The organism is Pseudomonas sp. GW822-FHT07A10, assembly GCF_058798795.1.
Genome location: NZ_JBXAKV010000010.1, coordinates 64,104 through 81,811 on the forward strand (window position 1 = coordinate 64,104; position 17,708 = coordinate 81,811).

The 17,708-nt window shown below is 59.0% G+C and carries 19 protein-coding genes and 1 tRNA gene; 15 read left to right on the forward strand and 5 right to left on the reverse strand.

What is annotated here, in order from left to right; translation table 11 throughout:
* Positions 1-4: 4 nt before the first annotated feature.
* Together AC1RL4_RS17845 and AC1RL4_RS17850 are read left to right on the forward strand one after the other, a co-directional pair.
* The gene (locus AC1RL4_RS17845) at positions 5-244 is read left to right on the forward strand and encodes a sulfurtransferase TusA family protein (protein WP_007941445.1); all 240 of its coding nucleotides are present in this window, start codon (positions 5-7) and stop codon (positions 242-244) included.
* Positions 245-275: 31 nt separating this feature from the next.
* Positions 276-1,346 carry an AI-2E family transporter gene (locus AC1RL4_RS17850; protein ID WP_007941446.1) on the forward strand — a complete coding sequence of 357 codons (1,071 nt, stop codon included), beginning with the start codon at positions 276-278 and terminating at the stop codon, positions 1,344-1,346.
* 109 nt (positions 1,347-1,455) lie between these two features.
* Here the strand turns inward: AC1RL4_RS17850 and AC1RL4_RS17855 are convergent, their stop codons facing one another.
* Positions 1,456-1,929 carry a peroxiredoxin gene (locus tag AC1RL4_RS17855; RefSeq protein WP_230175536.1) on the reverse strand — a complete coding sequence of 158 codons (474 nt, stop codon included), beginning with the start codon at positions 1,927-1,929 and terminating at the stop codon, positions 1,456-1,458.
* A 10-nt stretch (positions 1,930-1,939) separates the two neighbouring features.
* On the reverse strand, positions 1,940-2,500 hold the full coding sequence (locus tag AC1RL4_RS17860; RefSeq protein WP_007898662.1) for a glycine cleavage system transcriptional repressor: 561 nt from the start codon (positions 2,498-2,500) through the stop codon (positions 1,940-1,942).
* A gap of 328 nt (positions 2,501-2,828) precedes the next feature.
* Between AC1RL4_RS17860 and dapA the strand changes: the two genes are divergently transcribed.
* The 8 genes from dapA (at position 2,829) to AC1RL4_RS17900 (ending at position 8,570) form a co-directional block, all read left to right on the forward strand.
* The gene (gene dapA / locus AC1RL4_RS17865; protein ID WP_007941448.1) at positions 2,829-3,707 is read left to right on the forward strand and encodes a 4-hydroxy-tetrahydrodipicolinate synthase; all 879 of its coding nucleotides are present in this window, start codon (positions 2,829-2,831) and stop codon (positions 3,705-3,707) included.
* A gap of 17 nt (positions 3,708-3,724) precedes the next feature.
* Positions 3,725-4,840: an NlpB/DapX family lipoprotein gene (gene bamC, locus AC1RL4_RS17870; RefSeq protein ID WP_019580835.1), complete on the forward strand. Its 1,116-nt coding sequence runs from the start codon at positions 3,725-3,727 to the stop codon at positions 4,838-4,840.
* 4 nt (positions 4,841-4,844) lie between these two features.
* Positions 4,845-5,612 (forward strand): MBL fold metallo-hydrolase, encoded by a 768-nt coding sequence (locus tag AC1RL4_RS17875; RefSeq protein ID WP_230175537.1) that lies wholly within the window; start codon positions 4,845-4,847, stop codon positions 5,610-5,612.
* 28 nt (positions 5,613-5,640) lie between these two features.
* A complete protein-coding gene (purC, locus tag AC1RL4_RS17880) occupies positions 5,641-6,354 on the forward strand; it encodes a phosphoribosylaminoimidazolesuccinocarboxamide synthase (protein ID WP_018926775.1) in 714 nt (237 codons plus the stop codon).
* 84 nt (positions 6,355-6,438) lie between these two features.
* A tRNA-Ser gene (locus AC1RL4_RS17885) sits at positions 6,439-6,528 on the forward strand.
* 339 nt (positions 6,529-6,867) lie between these two features.
* Positions 6,868-7,059 carry a YegP family protein gene (locus tag AC1RL4_RS17890; RefSeq protein WP_019580833.1) on the forward strand — a complete coding sequence of 64 codons (192 nt, stop codon included), beginning with the start codon at positions 6,868-6,870 and terminating at the stop codon, positions 7,057-7,059.
* Between the two features lie 169 nt (positions 7,060-7,228).
* Positions 7,229-8,155, forward strand: a complete 927-nt coding sequence (locus tag AC1RL4_RS17895; protein WP_018926773.1) for a LysR substrate-binding domain-containing protein — start codon at positions 7,229-7,231, stop codon at positions 8,153-8,155.
* 52 nt (positions 8,156-8,207) lie between these two features.
* Positions 8,208-8,570, forward strand: a complete 363-nt coding sequence (locus AC1RL4_RS17900; RefSeq protein WP_019580832.1) for a 5-carboxymethyl-2-hydroxymuconate Delta-isomerase — start codon at positions 8,208-8,210, stop codon at positions 8,568-8,570.
* A 3-nt stretch (positions 8,571-8,573) separates the two neighbouring features.
* On the opposite strand, the gene AC1RL4_RS17905 is transcribed toward AC1RL4_RS17900, so the two are convergent.
* The 3 genes from AC1RL4_RS17905 to AC1RL4_RS17915 form a co-directional block, all read right to left on the reverse strand.
* On the reverse strand, positions 8,574-9,509 hold the full coding sequence (locus tag AC1RL4_RS17905; protein WP_019580831.1) for a LysR family transcriptional regulator: 936 nt from the start codon (positions 9,507-9,509) through the stop codon (positions 8,574-8,576).
* A 147-nt stretch (positions 9,510-9,656) separates the two neighbouring features.
* Complete coding sequence (locus AC1RL4_RS17910; protein ID WP_230175538.1) at positions 9,657-10,604, reverse strand: DMT family transporter; 948 nt, start codon at positions 10,602-10,604, stop codon at positions 9,657-9,659.
* A gap of 15 nt (positions 10,605-10,619) precedes the next feature.
* Entirely contained in the window at positions 10,620-11,804 is a 1,185-nt protein-coding gene (locus tag AC1RL4_RS17915) for a cyanate transporter (protein WP_493119826.1), read from the reverse strand.
* 488 nt (positions 11,805-12,292) lie between these two features.
* On the opposite strand from AC1RL4_RS17915, the gene AC1RL4_RS17920 reads away from it, so the two are divergent.
* The 5 genes from AC1RL4_RS17920 to AC1RL4_RS17940 all read left to right on the forward strand — a co-directional run bounded on the left by AC1RL4_RS17920 (position 12,293) and on the right by AC1RL4_RS17940 (position 17,698).
* The gene (locus AC1RL4_RS17920; protein ID WP_371929204.1) at positions 12,293-13,600 is read left to right on the forward strand and encodes a glutamine synthetase family protein; all 1,308 of its coding nucleotides are present in this window, start codon (positions 12,293-12,295) and stop codon (positions 13,598-13,600) included.
* Between the two features lie 166 nt (positions 13,601-13,766).
* The gene (locus tag AC1RL4_RS17925) at positions 13,767-15,416 is read left to right on the forward strand and encodes a phosphoethanolamine transferase (protein ID WP_019580827.1); all 1,650 of its coding nucleotides are present in this window, start codon (positions 13,767-13,769) and stop codon (positions 15,414-15,416) included.
* A 72-nt stretch (positions 15,417-15,488) separates the two neighbouring features.
* The gene (locus tag AC1RL4_RS17930) at positions 15,489-16,151 is read left to right on the forward strand and encodes a class I SAM-dependent methyltransferase (protein WP_019580826.1); all 663 of its coding nucleotides are present in this window, start codon (positions 15,489-15,491) and stop codon (positions 16,149-16,151) included.
* Between the two features lie 123 nt (positions 16,152-16,274).
* The gene (rnd, locus tag AC1RL4_RS17935; RefSeq protein WP_230175540.1) at positions 16,275-17,408 is read left to right on the forward strand and encodes a ribonuclease D; all 1,134 of its coding nucleotides are present in this window, start codon (positions 16,275-16,277) and stop codon (positions 17,406-17,408) included.
* Positions 17,405-17,698 (forward strand): YcgL domain-containing protein, encoded by a 294-nt coding sequence (locus AC1RL4_RS17940; protein WP_019580824.1) that lies wholly within the window; start codon positions 17,405-17,407, stop codon positions 17,696-17,698. Before rnd ends, AC1RL4_RS17940 begins: the two co-directional genes overlap by 4 nt.
* Positions 17,699-17,708: the final 10 nt, after the last annotated feature.

The following is a 17,708-nucleotide window of genomic DNA, read 5'->3' on the forward strand; positions in this document are numbered from 1 at the left end:
TTCGATGACTGACGCTGTAACCCACGACGCCGAGCTGGACGCCAGCGGTCTGAATTGTCCGCTGCCGTTGCTCAAGGCCAAGATGGAACTCAACCGACTGGCCAGTGGAGCGGTGCTCAAGGTGATTGCCACGGATGCGGGCTCTCAGCGCGATTTTCGCACCTTTGCCCGATTGGCCGGTCATACGCTGCTTCGTGAAGAAGATGAGGCGGGCGTTTACCGCTATTGGTTGAAAAAAGCCTGAAACCTGCTGCGTTCGTTCCTAAGGATTATTGATGTTCAAAGTGTTACGCGACTGGATTCAGCGTTATTTCTCGGATGAAGAGGCCGTGGTGCTGGCGGTGCTGCTGTTTCTGGCATTTACCGCCGTTCTCACTCTGGGTGGGATGCTTGCGCCAGTGCTGGCCGGGATGGTGCTGGCGTATTTGATGCAGGGGTTGGTGGTGATCCTTGAGCGTCTGCGCCTGCCGGGTGCCGCGGCGGTGGGGCTGGTCTTCGCGTTGTTCATGGGGGGGCTGCTGGTATTCATCATCGTCGTGGTGCCATTGCTCTGGCATCAGTTGATCACGCTGTTCAACGAATTGCCCGGCATGCTCGCCAAGTGGCAATCACTGCTATTGCTGCTGCCCGAGCGTTATCCGCATCTGGTGTCGGACGAGCAAGTGCTACAGGCAATCGAAGTGGCGCGGGGCGAGATCGGTAAATTCGGCCAGTGGGCGCTGACGTTCTCGTTGTCGAGCTTGCCGCTGCTGGTGAACATCATGATCTACCTGGTGCTGGTGCCGATCCTGGTGTTCTTCTTCCTCAAGGACCGGGAAATGATCGGCCAGTGGGTGCGCGGTTACCTGCCGCGGGAGCGAGCGCTGATCACCCGGGTCGCTCAGGAAATGAACCGGCAGATTGCCAATTACATTCGCGGCAAGGTCATCGAAATCTTCATTTGCGGGGGCGTGACCTACATCGCTTTCGTGGCGCTGGGGCTCAACTATGCTGCGCTGCTGGCGTTGTTGGTGGGTGTGTCGGTAGTGGTGCCCTATGTCGGGGCGGTGGTGGTGACCGTGCCGGTGCTGCTGATTGCACTGTTCCAATGGGGCTGGAGCGATCAGTTCATCTATTTGATGGCGGTCTACGGGATTATTCAGACGCTGGACGGTAACGTGCTGGTGCCGCTGCTGTTCTCGGAAGCGGTCAACTTGCACCCGGTGGCGATCATCTGCGCGGTGCTGCTGTTTGGCGGGTTGTGGGGCTTCTGGGGCGTATTCTTTGCGATTCCCCTGGCAACGCTGTTCAAAGCCGTGCTGGATGCCTGGCCGCGCAAGGAGCCGGAGGTGGCGCCGCTGCTTTGATCGTCGACTTGAGGGTCTCTTCGCGGGCAAGCCCCGTTCCCACAGGGTTCATACCATCCCAGTGGAAGCGGGCTTTCCCGCGAAGGCGTCCGAATAGACGCCCAAAAAATCAGGCCTTGTTCAGCGCCTGAGCAGCCGCCAAAACCGCATCCACATGCCCCGGCACCTTCACGCCGCGCCATTCCTGACGTAGCACGCCGTTCTTGTCGATCAGGAACGTGCTGCGATCAACACCCATATATTCCTTGCCGTAGAGCTTTTTCAGTTTGATCACGTCGAACAGCTGACAGATGGCTTCGTCCTTGTCGCTGATCAGCTCGAAGGGGAACTCCTGCTTGCACTTGAAGTTTTCGTGAGACTTCAGGCTGTCGCGAGATAGGCCGAACACCTCGGTGTTGGCCGCCTTGAACGCCGCGTACTGGTCGCGAAAACCCTGGCCTTCGGTGGTGCAGCCCGGCGTGCTGTCCTTCGGGTAGAAGTAAATCACCACTTGCTTGCCTTTGAGGGCCGCGAGGCTGACGGTCTGCCCGCTGGTGGCGGGTGCTTCGAAGTCGGCAACCGGTTGGTCGATGGCTACGGCCATGAAAGCTTCCTTACATTGGGTTTTGTGGGCGCCACGGTTCAATCAGTGCGTCCAGGTTCATGGCGTCGGCGAAATCCAGGAACTGGTCACGCAGCCAGCTGATCTGGGTGCCGGCCGGCAGGGTCACGGTGAATGTGGCGTTGAGCATGGTGCCGCCGGTCTGCGGAGCCTGATAGGTGTCGCAGGTCAGGTTCTCCAGCTCGACGTTGTGGTCCATGAAGAACTGGCACAGCTCGTTGATAATGTCCGGGCGGTAGGCTGAGCTGACGTAGGCGACGTACGGCAGGGCCTGGGGACGGTTCTCCAGGGCTGCGCTGCGCACCACGTTGACAGTGAAAGCATGCCGTTTGGCCAGCACCGGCAGACTGCCTTCGAGGCGCGCCAGGGCGTCCCAGCTGCCGGAGATCTCGAGGATCAGCGCGCTGCATTCGCCATGACGCGTCAGGCGAGAGGTGACCACGGCGCAGCGGTTTTCATGGCTGGCGCGGCACAGGACGTTAGTCAGCTCCATGGGGTTGGCGCCGAGGGCACTGATGACAAGGAATTGTTCGCGAACTGTGGGGGTGGACATGCAGCATTCCTAAAGCGATGAGCGGTCGATACTGTTTATGGGCTTTTTTACCGGGAACGAGCCTGCGGATGCGAATTCACAAACCCCCAGCCGAAGGTTGCAACGTGCTCCAGTATGGCAAGAGCGAGGGGTGGCAACGCTGGATCGGGGCTTGTGATGCCGAAAATGGAGGCTGGAACCCGGCGTACGAGCTTATCAGTACCGATCAAAGTCTGAAGGGTAGCGAAAAGCAGCGCCAAGGGGAATGGCGGCAGCGCAGTACTTCGCTTGTACAAGCATCTTGGCGCCAGTACCATTACCGCTCTCTTTTTCCGGCAGGAGCGGTTGCATGATTGCGGGCAGTATGGTGGCACTGGTCACACCCATGGATGCACAGGGTCGTCTCGACTGGGACAGCCTGAGCAAACTGGTGGACTTCCACCTGCAAGAGGGCACCAACGCCATCGTGGCGGTCGGCACTACGGGTGAGTCGGCCACGCTGGACGTGAACGAGCACATCGAAGTGATTCGTCGCGTGGTTGCCCAGGTTGCAGGGCGTATTCCGGTGATCGCCGGTACGGGCGCCAATTCGACGCGTGAAGCGATCGAACTGACGACCAATGCGAAGAACGCTGGCGCCGACGCGTGCCTGCTGGTAACCCCTTATTACAACAAGCCGACGCAAGAAGGCCTGTACCTGCACTTCCGCGCCATCGCCGAAGCGGTCGATATCCCGCAGATTCTTTACAATGTGCCGGGTCGTACCGCGTGCGACATGCAGGCCGAGACGGTAATCCGCCTGTCGACCGTGAAGAACATCATCGGCATCAAGGAAGCCACGGGCGACCTGCAGCGCGCCAAGGACATCCTGGCCGGCGTGAGCAGCGACTTCCTGGTCTATTCCGGTGACGATGCGACCGCGGTCGAGCTGATGCTGCTCGGTGGCAAGGGCAACATTTCGGTGACCGCCAACGTTGCACCGCGCGCCATGAGCGAGCTATGCGCCGCTGCGATGGCCGGTGATGCCGTCAAAGCCCGGGCGATCCACGAAAAGCTGATGCCGCTCAATAAAACCCTGTTTATCGAATCCAACCCTATCCCCGTGAAATGGGCGCTGCATGAAATGGGCCTGATGCCGGACGGTATCCGTCTGCCGCTCACCTGGCTCAGTGCTGCCTGTCACGAACCGCTGCGGCAGGCCATGCGCCAGTCCGGCGTCCTGGTTTAATTGAGGAAGTACTACGCATGAAGCGAATGGCCGGACTTTCCGCACTTGCCTTGATTATCTCCAGCACCAGTGGCTGCGGATGGATCTGGGGCCCGGAAGGTTACTTCCGTGACCGTGGTAGCGATTACCTGGAAGCGCAACAGACTGCACCGATGCAACTGCCACCAAACGTCAGCACCTCCAAGCGTCTGGATCCACTGTTGCCGATCCCGCGCAATGTGGCTGACGATACAGCCAAGGGCGAATATGTCGTGCCTCGTCCGCAGCCGCTGTCGGCAGCGGCTGATATCAGCGCCTACTCCTTGCAGAAGAGCGGCGATTCGCGTTGGATCATGGCTCAGAACCCACCGGCCGAAGTCTGGCCAGTGGCCGTGCAGTTCTTCCAGGACAACGGTTTCCGTTTGGACGAACAGCGCCCGCAAACCGGTGAGTTCACTACCACCTGGCAGCATTCCGACGAACTGTCCGCAGCCATGGCCAAGCGCCTGAGCGCAGCCGGTGTCGGCGCCGACAGCGAAACCCGCGTACGGGTGCGTATCGAGCCAGGCGTGCAGCGCAACACCAGTGAAGTCTATGTGGTCAGCGCCGAGCGTCCTGCCGGCAGCACCGCCAACGTCGACTTCACCAATCGTTCGGTCAACACCGGCCTGGATGCAGCATTGGTCGACGACATGCTCGCGAGCATGAGCCGCACTTCGGAGAAGGGCGGTTCGGTCTCCATGCTGGCCTCGCGTGATTACGATACGCCAAGCCGTGTCAGCCTGACCGAGGATGGCAGCGGCAACCCGGTGCTCAACGTCGGTACCGACCTGGATCGTGCCTGGTCGAGCGTCGGTCGTGCGCTGGAACAGGGCGAATGGCGTGTTGAAGACATCAACCGCAGCCTGGGCCTGTACTACATCAACCTCGCCGAAAAGGCCGAGAAGAAGGATGAGCAACCAGGTTTCTTCGGTAGCCTGTTCGGCAGCAAGCCGAACAAAGAAGAAGTTGAAGCCCGCGCCGAGCGTTATCAGGTTCGCCTGAGCAAGGTCGGCGAGAACGTACAAGTTACCGTCGAGAAAAACATCAACACCGTGGCGCCAGCAGACGTGGCGCGCAAAGTGTTGACCGTGATTCAGGACAACCTGGGCTGATCGCATGCGTTTTGCCGTTCTCGGCAGCGGTAGCCAAGGGAACGGCACGCTGGTAGCCAGCGATGACACGTATGTGCTGGTGGATTGTGGTTTCTCCTTGCGGGAAACCGAAAAACGCCTGCTGCGCCTTGGGGTAAACCCTGCGCAGTTGAGCGCGATACTTGTGACCCACGAACATGCCGATCACGTGCATGGCGTGGGTTTGCTGTCTCGGCGTTACAATCTGCCTGTCTACCTCAGTCGCGGGACCCTGCGCGGGATGCGCAAACCGATTGAACCCGCAGGCTTTCTGGCTGGCGGCGAGCAACTGCAAATCGGCCCTCTGAGCATCGGCGTCATTGCCGTGGCCCATGATGCACAGGAGCCGACGCAGTATGTTTTCAGCGACGGTCAGCGGCGTTTCGGCCTGTTGACCGACCTGGGCTCATACTGCAACAAGGTGCTGGACGGCTATCGGGACCTCGATGCGTTAATGATCGAGGCCAACCATTGCCGTGACATGCTGGCTCGCGGTCACTACCCGTACTTTCTCAAGCAGCGGGTGGGCGGTGAATTGGGACATTTGAACAACCATCAGGCGGCATTCCTGGTGGCCGAGTTGGGCTGGCAAGGCCTGCAACACCTGCAACACCTGGTCCTGGCCCATCTGAGCAGCAAGAACAACCTGCCGCAGCTGGCCCGGCAATGTTTTGTCGACACCCTCGGGTGCGACCCGGACTGGCTGCAACTGGCCGATCAAGATTCAGGGCTCGACTGGCGACACATCGCCTAGCCCACCTACTTAGCAAGCGGAGCCCATCATGGAAAAACGTGAAGAACTCTACCGCGGCAAAGCCAAATCGGTTTACAAGACCGATGACGCTGACCGCTTGATCCTGCTGTTTCGCAACGACACCTCGGCGTTCGACGGCAAGCGTATCGAGCAGCTCGACCGCAAAGGCATGGTGAACAACAAGTTCAACGCCTTCATCATGCAGAAACTCGAAGCAGCCGGCGTGCCGACTCAATTCGACAAACTGCTGGGCGACAACGAATGCCTAGTGAAAAAACTCGACATGATCCCGGTCGAATGTGTCGTGCGTAACTACGCCGCCGGCAGCCTGGTCAAGCGCCTGGGTGTTGAAGAGGGTATGAAACTCAACCCTTACACCTTCGAACTGTTCCTGAAGGACGACGCCAAGGGCGACCCGTTCATCAACGAATCCCACGTCGTGGCATTCGGTTGGGGCACCGCCGAGCAACTGGTTCGCATGAAAGAACTGTCGCTCAAGGTCAACGAAGTCCTGAGCAAACTGTTCGACGACGCCGGCCTGCTGCTGGTCGACTTCAAACTCGAATTTGGCGTGTTCTCCGACGGCTCCATCGTTCTGGGCGACGAATTCAGCCCGGACGGCTGCCGTCTGTGGGACAAGGCCACCAAGAAGAAAATGGACAAGGACCGCTTCCGTCAGGGCCTCGGTGATGTCATCGAAGCCTACGAAGAAGTCGCCAACCGTCTGGGCGTACCGCTTTAATCGACGCAAGCATCTGATAGCACGGAAAAAAATCGCTAAAGGGGGTTCGCTTCCGGCGATTGTGCTGTTATGATGCGCGCCGTTGGAGAGATGCCAGAGTGGCCGAATGGGACGGATTCGAAATCCGTTGTACCTTCACCGGTACCTAGGGTTCGAATCCCTATCTCTCCGCCATACATAGAAAAGCCCCGTAGATGAAAATCTACGGGGCTTTTTCGTTTGCGCAGTTTTTTTCATCGGGCCACTTTCGCGTCCGTCCCGCTTTTTCCCCAAGTTTTTGGTGTCGGAAAAATCAGCACAACAGCGTAAGAAAGATATGTCCCCCCACAGGAAAAGTTACTCCGCCCAGTCGTTCTAATTACCGTCCCCCGTATTCATTGATCGTTTCGGCAATCAAGGTTTTTCCTTCGAAATATCCCCTGACATTGAAAGACGTTGCCGCAAAAATTCCTCATCTACTCTGGTTTCGCAGGTCTCTGATCTGTCGTAATCAGCCATCGCAAGGAGCGATCAATGTACTTTGAGATTTACAGGCAAACCCGTGGCACCTCACAGACCGGCAAGGGCCAATGGCGCTGGCGTTTGCGGGCGGGGAATCATGAAACGATTGCCAGTGGGGAGGCTTACGTCAATAAGTCTGATTGCGTGCATGCCATTGGTTTGATCAAAGGGACTCAAGAGCAGACGCCGGTCAGGGAGATATAGGCTCCGGGCGCTGAAGCTGCTCAGTCAGGGCAGCTTCGTTTCAGCCGGGCGCTCTTGAGTGGTGAGTGCCCCCGGTTTTTATGGATCGGGTCGTTTGCCAACCTGCATAGACGCCGATCGCGACACCTCCCTAAACTGTCATCCAGTCTTGGGGACCGGGGTGCAACGGATGAATCGCAACGAACTACGCAAGGCCGACATCAACCTGATGGTGGTGTTCGAGACATTGATGCTCGAACGCAACGTCACGCGGGTGGCGGAGAAGCTGTTCCTCGGTCAGCCGACCATCAGTGCGGCGCTGAACCGCTTGCGGACGATGTTCAACGATCCGCTGTTCATTCGGGTCGGCCATCGCATGGAGCCGACAGCGCGGGCCGAGGAGATTATTCAGCACCTGTCGCCGGCACTGGATTCGCTGTCGGTGGCCTTGAGCCTGACCCACGATTTCGATCCGCTCAGCAGCACCATGACGTTTCGCATCGGTCTGTCGGACGATGTCGAGTTCGGTCTGTTACCGCCACTGCTGCGTTCTTTGCGCCAGGAAGCGCCGAAGGTGGTGTTCGTGGTCCAGCACGTCGACTACTGGCGCATTCCCGACTTGCTGGCGTCTGGCGATATCACCGTTGGTATCAGCCAGACCCGCGGCCTGCCGGCCAACGCCAAACGCAAGTTGTTGCGACATATCCAGCCCAGCATCTTGCGTGCAGATGCGTCGGACACGCCGTTGACCCTCGATGAATACTGCGCGCGGCCGCATGTGTTGGTGTCCCACACCGCCAATGTCAGTGGCTACGCCGATGAATGGCTGGCGGAGATCGGTCGAACACGCCACGTCGTGCTGTCCGTTCCGCAATACAGCTCATTGCCGGCCTTGCTCGCCGGCACCGATCTGATCGCCAGCCTGCCGGACTACACGGCGGAGGCGATGGCCGCGTCAGGCCAACTGTTCAAGGAGCCGTTTCCGTTCAAGACGCCGACCCTGGACCTGTCCATGGTCTGGCTCAGCCATGTCGACAGCGATCCGGCTGAACGCTGGCTGCGCTCGCGCCTGGAGGCGTTCATGAGTGAACGTCCGATCCTTCCGCTGACAGAGTGAGCAGGGCGGTGTTATATCTACGACCTTTCTGCCAATCCTCAGGAACCCTGTCATGCCCCACCTGCACATGGAATACACCGCCAACCTGTCCGAACTGAATGCCGATGTGGCATTGATGCGACTCAACAACGCGCTGGTCGCTTCGGGGCAGTTTGAAGAGTTCGACATCAAGGCTCGTGCGGTGAAGGTCGAGACTTTCAGGGTGGGCACTGCACCGGGTGAGCGGGCGTTCGTGCATGTGAAACTGGCGTTGTTGAGCGGTCGCTCGCCGCAGATCAAGAAGCAGTTATCAGACAGCCTGCTGGCGGTGGTGCAGGATGTGTGCGAATGGCCGGTCGGTGTTGAGGTCCAGCTATGTGTGGAAATCATCGACATCGATCGAGAGTCCTACACCAAGACTGCCATCGGCCTCTGAATTTCAGGCCATTTCCTGCTCGGCGCAGGCCTTGATCACTTGCTCACGCAGCCAGGTGTTGGCGCTGTCCTGGTCGACGCTTTGACTCCACTGCATGTCCAGGGTGAAGCCCGGCAAACCATTGGGCGCTTCGCAGTGATTGAAGATCGCCTCATTGGCCAGCAATTGCTGGATGCGCCGGGGCAAGGTCAAGATGAAGTCGGTGCCGGTGATCATCTTCAGTGCCGCGCTGTAGCTGTTGGAGCGCGCGACAATCTGGCGTTTGTGGGCCTGTTGAGCCAGCCAGCCGTCAACCATGTTGGTGGTGGACGTCCAGGGCGTCGGGAACACATGCCGACGTTCAGTGAACGCTTGCAGGCTCAAGCGCGGCTCCAGCGGCGTGGCGCGTTTGTCGAAGACGCAGACCAGATCGTCCTCCAGTAGCCGTCTGGAGTTGAAGTCGGTGTGGCTTCGATGAAAGTTCGGGCCGAAACAGATCACCAGGTCGAGGCTGCCGTCGCGCAGTTCTTCGGCCGGGATGTCGGTTTCGAACTTGTGCATGTTGACCATCACCGGCAGGTCGGCGAAATCGAAGCTCTTCAACAGGCGCGGCAGGATCAGTTGCTCGAAGTATTCCGGCGCACAGATATTGAAGGTGACCGGTTGCAGAGACGGATCGAACGTCGGTGTCCCGGCGTGACACAGGTTGATGCTTTCGAGAATCTTCAGCACATGGGCATACATGGTGCTGGCTTTGTAGGTGGGGCGCATACCCGTGCGGGTATTGATGAATAACTCGTCTTCGAAACTTGTGCGCAGTTTTTTCAGGCAGTAACTCACGGTGGACTGGCTGACGCAAAGTGCCTCCGACACACCTGTGACGCTGCTTTGCTCATACACGGCGACAAACACCATGAGGTCTTGCATATCGAGCTTTCTAAGCAAGTTACTGTTCAGCATCCGTTCTGTCCCGCTGTGCTCCTTGCGCCGACTGTGCGCAAACGTGTGCGAACGATCCTAACGGAACGATAGTGCCAAGAGAATGCCTTGTAGGATGTTTCATGGTCGGTTGTGGGACAGATAGTGTTATGAACACGACTTGTGAGTTCAATCACCCGAAACATGGCCAGAGGCCTTCAGCGCTGATTGCTGTGCAGGCATCGCATCGCGGCTGGATATTAACAGCGCCAACATGCCTACGCCCACCAGCAACGCGCCGAAGATTTCCAGTGCGCGTGGCGACTGGCGTAACCACAACCAGTGGAACAGTGTGATGAACAGGGTGCTTAGGTAGATGTAGGAAATGACTGAAGAAGGAGCGATCACGCCAATGGCTCGATGCAGCAGCCAGAAAGTTGTCAGGGTGGCGAACAGTGCCAGGTAGATCAACCACCAGATATCGCTCCCGCTCAGCAACAACGCCGAGCGCCAGCCGCCGCTGAACCCACAGAACACCAATAGAAACAGTGCGCCGAACAGCATGTTCCAGAAAGTCATGCCCACCGGGCCGCGCCCCTTGAGACTGTTGGCCTTGAGCCGTTGACTCAGGGGCGAGTAGAGCGCCATTGCCAGGCAACCGACCGCATACACCGATATCGCGTACAGCGACGGCAGTTCGCCGGGACCTGCGCCTTTCAATACCAGCAGCACGGCGCCGGCCGCGGCAACCAGCATGGGCAACACGCGTTGTTTCAGGCGGCTGTCGGGTGTCAGGATGGCTTCGAACAGCAGCGTCAGCAACGGCACCAGAGTGAACATCGTCCCGGTGTTCACCGCCGAGGTGTAACGCAGTGCTTCGAACAACGAGCCGAAGTACAGTGCCAGCAACATGCCGAGCACGGCATGACCGAGCAGGCCGCGGGCGGTCATGGCGGTATCGCCCTTGAACAGCAACAAGGGCAAAAACACCAGGGCGCAACACAACAGGCGCAACCCGGTCAGCAGAATCGGGTCGATGGCCTGGCTGACCTGGGCTGCCGCGGAAAACGAGACGGCAATCAACAGCGCCCAGAGCAACATGCCGACGTGAGCGGCAGCAAAACCTGTGCGTTTCATGATGGGGGTTCCGGGTTAATGAATGTGTTTGGCGTAATGCCGCGGATCGAAGCGCAGGACCATCAGGATCATCAGTGCCATGACGCCCATCAGTGACCACCAGGCCCATTCGAAACTGCCCAGTTGATCGCGAATCATCCCGGCGATCAGCGGCGAGAGGCCGGCGATCAGGTAACCGATGCCTTGCACGAAGGCGGTCAACCCGCCCGCGCGTTGGGGATTGTCCAGATGATCCAGCGACACGATCAGGCTCATCGGGAACAGCCCGCCGATGCCCAGTCCCAGCAGGCACGGCCACAGCAGGCTCAGGTGTCGTGGGCTCAGAATCAGCCCGCAAAAACCGGCCATGATCAGTGCCAGTAACGCCACCAGCACCAGGCGCCGATCACGGCTGCGGTTTGCGATGGCGGGTGTCAGCAGCCCCGACAACACTTCCATGGCCGTCAAAAAGCCCAGCAACAAGCCGGCCTGTTGTTCGCTCCAGCCTTTTTCCACGTAGTACGGCGCCAGCCAGGCCAGCACACAGGTGTAGGACGCCGTGCCCAGGCCGAAGAAGATTGCGAGTAGCCAGGCGCGGGAATTGCGGAAAAAGGATTCTTTGCGGGACGACTTTTCCCCCAATGTCGGCATTCCCGTGCGTTGAACGCACCAGAACAGCAACGCCGCCAGCGCCAGTGCCGCCCAGATCGCCAACCCCACTCGCCAGCTGCCGGTGCGGGTCATCACCAACGGCGCGAATGACGCCGCAATTGCTGCGCCGGCCATGATCGACGTCACGTAGAGACCCATGCACACGGAAACGTTGTCGCTGAAACGGGACTTGATCAGGGTGGGCATCAGCGCCTGAATCAGCGCAATGCCGACACCGGCCAGTACGGCGCTCAGGATCAGTTCCGCCGCCGAATCAAGGAACAACCGCGACACCGTGGCCAGGCCGATGATCAGCAGCGACAGCACTACGGTGCGCTGCTCGCCCAAGCGCTGACTGATACCGATACCAAAGAACATCGCCAGTCCCATGGCCATGACTGGCAACATGGTCAACAGCGAGGCCATGCTGAAATTCAGCGGGATGTCACCGCGAATGGCAGACAGCAACGGGCCGACAGCGGCCATGGAAGGACGCAGATTCAGGGCGACAAGAATGATGCTGAACATCAGCCAGAGGGCAGGGCGGGAGGTTGCGCGAACGTTTTCCATAATCGGACCTTCAGGAACAAGGAGCCGATTAGGCGCGCGAGCCCTGGAGGCGGCAAATCAGAAAGTCCGGAGCAGTATTTAGAAATTAAATAACGTCCCGCTCGGCTAATCCCCTTTAGCGAATAATCAATTGTTTAGCCAATCCACACCCAAGGTTCTTCAAATCCCGATTTAACGGCTTAACCGCCCGTGTGACGCTGCTGCGCATCTGTTTACTGCGGTCTTCTCTATGGACGGTTGTCCAGTCGCACTCCCTTCCGAACTGGCCTTCTGGGCGCTGTGGCACTGCCGTCACGCGCGCCCGCCGGATTCCTGCATCTCCCGCTGATTGTTCTGATAGGTCCCGCGCTGTGCGCCGGGATCAAACCGGCGGCGCCTGTGCGTTTGCCTGACGCGGATAGACGAGAATTCCCATGAGCTGTGCCACGACATCCTTCGCTACCAAAGAACAAGCCCTGACGTTTCTTGAACAGAACCCGGATATCGAGATGTTCGAGCTGTTCATCCTCGACAATAACGGTGTGCCACGCGGCAAATTGCTGCATCGCGATGAGTTGCTGGCGGTGTATGAAAGCGGTCGGCCACTGCCGAGTACCATCCTCGGCCTGACCATCAATGGCGATGACGTGGAAAACTCCGGTCTGGTCTGGGACGTCGGTGATATCGATTGCCGCGCTTATCCCGTCAGCGGCAGTTTGCAGCGCATGCCGTGGCGATTGATTCCCACGGCGGCGGTGCAGGTCAGCATGCATCCGCAAGAGGGCATGCCCGCGACCATCGCCGACCCACGGCACCTGCTGGCCAAGGTCATCGAAGGCTTGCAGGCCGACGGTTATTACCCGGTGATGGCGGCGGAGCTGGAGTTCTATCTGCTGGATCAGCAGCGCGACGGCAACGGTCGGCCGCAACCGGCGCGGGATGTCGATGGCGGGCGGCCACGCGGGACTCAGGTCTACGGCTTGCGTGAACTGGAACAGATCGAGCCATTTCTGGCCGACCTCTACAGCGCCTGCAAGCTCCAGGGCATTCCGGCGCGCACGGCGATTTCTGAATACGCGCCGGGGCAGGTGGAAATCACCCTCGAACACCGCACCGACGCTTTGCAGGCGATGGACGAAGCCGTGCGCTACAAGCGGCTGGTCAAGGGCGTGGCGCACAAGCACGGGATGACGGCTTGTTTCATGGCCAAGCCGTTCGATGACCTGGCCGGCACCGGCATGCACATGCATGTCAGCCTGGCGGACAAGGACGGTAATAACCTGTTCGCCAGCGAGGCCCCGGACGGCACGCCGCTGCTCAAACACGCGGTCGGGGGGATGCTCGCCACATTGCTCGATGCGTTGCTGTTGTTCTGTCCGAACGCCAACTCGTACCGTCGTTTCCAGACCAACAGCTACGCACCCCTGGCGGCCACTTGGGGCGTGGACAACCGCACCGTGAGTTTGCGGGTGCCCGGCGGGCCGGCATTCTCCCGGCATATCGAGCATCGCATCTGTGGTGCCGACGCCAACCCGTATCTGGCAGCGGCGGCGATCCTGGCCGGTATTCATCGCGGCATCCGCGAGCAACTTGACCCCGGGGCGCCGGTGGAGGGCAACGGTTACGCCCAGGCTGCGCAATTGTTGCCGACCGACTGGTTGACCACGTTGCGAGCGCTGGAAGGCTCGAATTGGGCCAGGGAAGCGTTCGGCAGTGAGTTTCTTGGCGTCTATCTGGCAGTAAAACGAGCCGAATACCGGCAATTCATGGGCGAAGTCGGTGAGCAGGACTGGCGCTGGTATCTGCATCAGGCTTGAAACGGGTCGCCAGTGTTGGACGTTTTGGCCTAATGCCAGAAGCCAACTATTCGTTGGCTTCTTTTTCACGAAATATTGATGGTTGACTGCTTAAGATTTGTGGCCTCTCGGTCAATGAAATTTTCACATTTGCCGCGGGCACTTCTTTTCAGGAACAGCCGATCACATGTTGAAGTTCAAAGCCGTGCGCCCCGAATGGGTGACGTTGGTTTCCAGTGCCTTTCTATTGGCAGGGTTCAATTTAGTTCTCTGGCAACACCTCTTCGATATCACCGCAGCAGACGGTCAAGGCATCGTCATGCGTGTCGCGTTCGGGCTGATGATCCTGGCGGCCTTCAACATTGTGCTGACCTTGCTGGCATTCCGGCCCGTGATGAAACCCGTGTTGACGCTGATCTTTCTGATCAGTGCCGGTGTGGCGTACTTCATGAGCCAATATGGCGTGCTGATCGACGCCGGTATGTTGCGTAACTTCGCCGAAACCAATGCCACGGAAGTACGCGACTTACTCTCGCTAAAACTGTTTGTTTATATCGTGTTGCTCGGCGTCTTGCCGTCGTGGTTGTTGTGGAAAATCCCGGTTAATTACCGTCGCTGGCACCGTGAGTTATTAAGTAAAGTGCTGGTGAGCGTCGCCTCGGTTGCAGTGATCGGCGGTGTCGCATTGGTCAACTATCAAGGCCTGTCGTCGTTGTTTCGCAATCACCATGAATTGCGCCTGATGGTGGTGCCGAGCAACTACATCGGTGCCTCGTTCGGTTATCTGCGTGAGCAAGTGGTGTCTGCACGGCAACCATTCGCCAAACTGGGTGAAGATGCCCAGAAAAAACCGGCCTGGCAGGCCCATGACCGTAAATCCCTGACGGTACTGGTGGTGGGCGAAAGTGCCCGGGCCGAGAACTTCGGCATCCTGGGTTATGACCGCGACACCACGCCGAAACTGAGTAAGGAATCCGGCCTGATCGCCTTCACCGATGTGCATTCGTGCGGCACGGAAACGGCAGTGTCGGTGCCCTGCATGTTCTCCAACATGGGCCGCAAGGATTACGACGCCAGCAAGGCGAAGAATCAGGAAGGTCTGCTGGACGTGCTCAAGCACGCCGGTCTCGAGGTGATCTGGCGCGATAACCAGTCAGGCTGCAAAGGAACCTGCGATCGGGTCACTGTCGACGACGTGAGCAACCTGAAAGACCCGGTGCTGTGCGCCAACAGTGAGTGCCGCGATGAAATTCTCCTGCAAGGCATGCAGCACTTCATCGACACGCTGAATAAAGACACCGTGCTGGTCCTGCACCAAATGGGCAGTCACGGTCCGGAATACTTCAAGCGCTACCCGAAAGAGTACGAACACTTCACGCCCGTGTGTGAAAGCAATGCGCTGAACAATTGCAGCCGCGAAAGCATCGTCAATGGCTACGACAATACGCTGGTGTATACCGACCACGTGCTGTCGACCCTGATCGATCTGTTGCGCAGCAACCAGGGCAAAGTTGATACCGCGATGCTATATCTGTCGGACCACGGCGAGTCGCTGGGCGAATACAACCTGTTCCTGCATGGCACGCCTTACATGCTCGCACCGGAACAACAGAAACATGTAGCGATGATGGCGTGGTTCTCCGACAGCTATCAAAAGTCGTTCTCGGTGGACACCCATTGCCTGCAGCAGAATCGTGAAAAGCCCTTGAGCCAGGACAACCTGTTCCATTCGATGCTCGGTCTGCTGGAGGTCAACAGCACGGTCTACAACCCGGGGCTGGATATGTTCGCCGGATGCCGCGGCGCAATGGGCGACGGTGTGCTGGCCAAAAAATGAGCGACTCGACCTTTTTTCACGTAACGACCGCTAATCTGCGGCGCCTGGAACATCCAACAAGAGCCATTACACATGTCCGCGCAGCCCCCATCCGCCTTCGAGCTTGAGTTCGCCCGGCGCTACGATCAGGAACACGCCCGCGTCTGTAAACAGCCGCGACCGCGCGGCCTGGCGGGGCGTTTGACGTTCTGGCGCGAAGAGCAATTGGTGCGTAACGCGCTGCAGGTCGCTGGCGAACCGGGATTGATTCTTGATGTGGCCTGCGGGGTCGGGCGTTTCTGGCCGGTGCTGGCCGAGCATGCGAACCGGGTGATCCTCGCGACCGATCCATCTCAGGACATGCTCGATCATGCTAGCACCCACCATCCGCAGAACCTGCTGAAACGGATCAAGACCTTTCAGAGTTCAGCCTTCACCATCGGCTTGTCGGCGAATGCGGTTGACTGCATTTTTTGCCTGCAACTGTTTCAACGCATCGCCTGTCCCGAGCATCGATTGGCCATGTTGCGCGAATTCCACCGGGTCAGTCGCGATACGGTGATTGTGGCGGTGCGGGTTGATGGGCGTTTCAAGCTCGAGCGTTCGGACGTGGAGGGCGCACAGGCCCAGCCACAGGCCAGCAAGGCCGAGCTTGAGGCCGAGTTCAGGCAGGCGGGTTTCTGCTTGCTCAGTCACCAGGACTTGGTACCGGGTTGCACGCGGATGCGGGTCTACGTGTTGCGTAAGGACAGCTAGTCTTCACCTGTCAGACAATTCTTGCTGTTCGGCAGGTATTTTCGCTAAAGCTCTTGTTCAGTGGATGCGCGGAAATCGCCGGGGGCGATATATACTGCGCGCCATTCTTCAAGGGAGAGCCGTGTGGCCATCGATATTCACTGGATTCGCGACAACGATAGCCTCGGTCAGTTTTGCACCGAGTGGCAGCAGCTGCCATTCGTTGCCCTCGACACCGAATTCATGCGGGTCGACACCTTTTACCCGATCGCAGGCCTGCTGCAGATCGGCGATGGCGTACGCGCTTACCTGATTGACCCACTGACCATCGACAACTGGCAGCCTCTGGCCGCATTGCTGGAAAACCAGGCCGTGGTCAAGGTCGTGCATGCGTGCAGCGAAGACCTCGAAGTCCTGCTGCGCCTGACCGGCAGCCTGCCGGCGCCGCTGTTCGACACCCAACTGGCCGCCGCTTACCTGAACCTGGGTTTCTCCATGGGTTATTCGCGGCTGGTGCAGGAGGTGCTCGGCATCGACCTGCCGAAGGGCGAGACCCGTTCCGACTGGCTGCAACGTCCACTGTCCGAGACTCAGATCAGCTACGCCGCCGAAGATGCTGTGCATCTGGCAGAGGTTTTCGTACAGCTGCGTCCGAAGCTTTCTGACGAAAAATACGCGTGGGTCCTGGAAGACGGAGCCGAGCTGGTCGCCAATCTGCGGCGCGAGGTCGACCCGTACGAGGTCTATCGCGACGCCAAACTGGCCTGGAAGCTGTCCCGCGCCCAACTCGCCGTGTTGCGTGAACTCTGCGCCTGGCGCGAGCGTGAAGCCCGCGCCCGTGATCTGCCGCGCAACCGCATTATCCGTGAACATTCACTGTGGCCGTTGGCACGCACCCAACCGGACAACCTCGGCGCACTGGCGAAAATCGAAGACATGCACCCGCGCACCGTGCGTCAGGACGGCGAATTTCTGCTTGATCTGATCAAGCGCTCTGGCAGTGTGTCGCCTGATCAGTGGCCGCCAGCGGTGCCGGAGCCATTGCCGGTGGAAGCCGCCGCGCTGGTCAAACAGCTGCGCGCCATCGGCCAGACCGAAGCCGAGCGCCTGAACATCGCGCCGGAGCTGATGCTGCGCAAGAAAACCCTGGAAGCGCTGCTCAAGAGCGGCTTCCCCAATGGTCCTTACCAATTGCCTGATTCGCTGCGTGGCTGGCGCCGCGAATTGATGGGCCAGGCGCTGCTCGACAGCCTGGCCACCGCCGGAGAACAGCCTTGAAACGTATTTGCTCGATTTATCGAAGCTCGAAGAAAAGCGGGATGTACCTCTATGTGCTCAAAAGCGATGCACTGGAGCGCGTGCCTGAACCCCTGATGGCGGCTTTCGGCAAAGCCATCCACGCTTTCGACCTGGTGTTGACCCCCGAGCGCAAGCTGTCGCGCGAAGACATTGCTGTAGTACTGGAGAACCTCGACAAGCAGGGCTACCACCTGCAAATGCCACCGGCCGAGGATGAATACATCGAACACTTGCCGGAAGAATTGCTGCGCCGCAACGACCCGATGTAATCGGCAGACA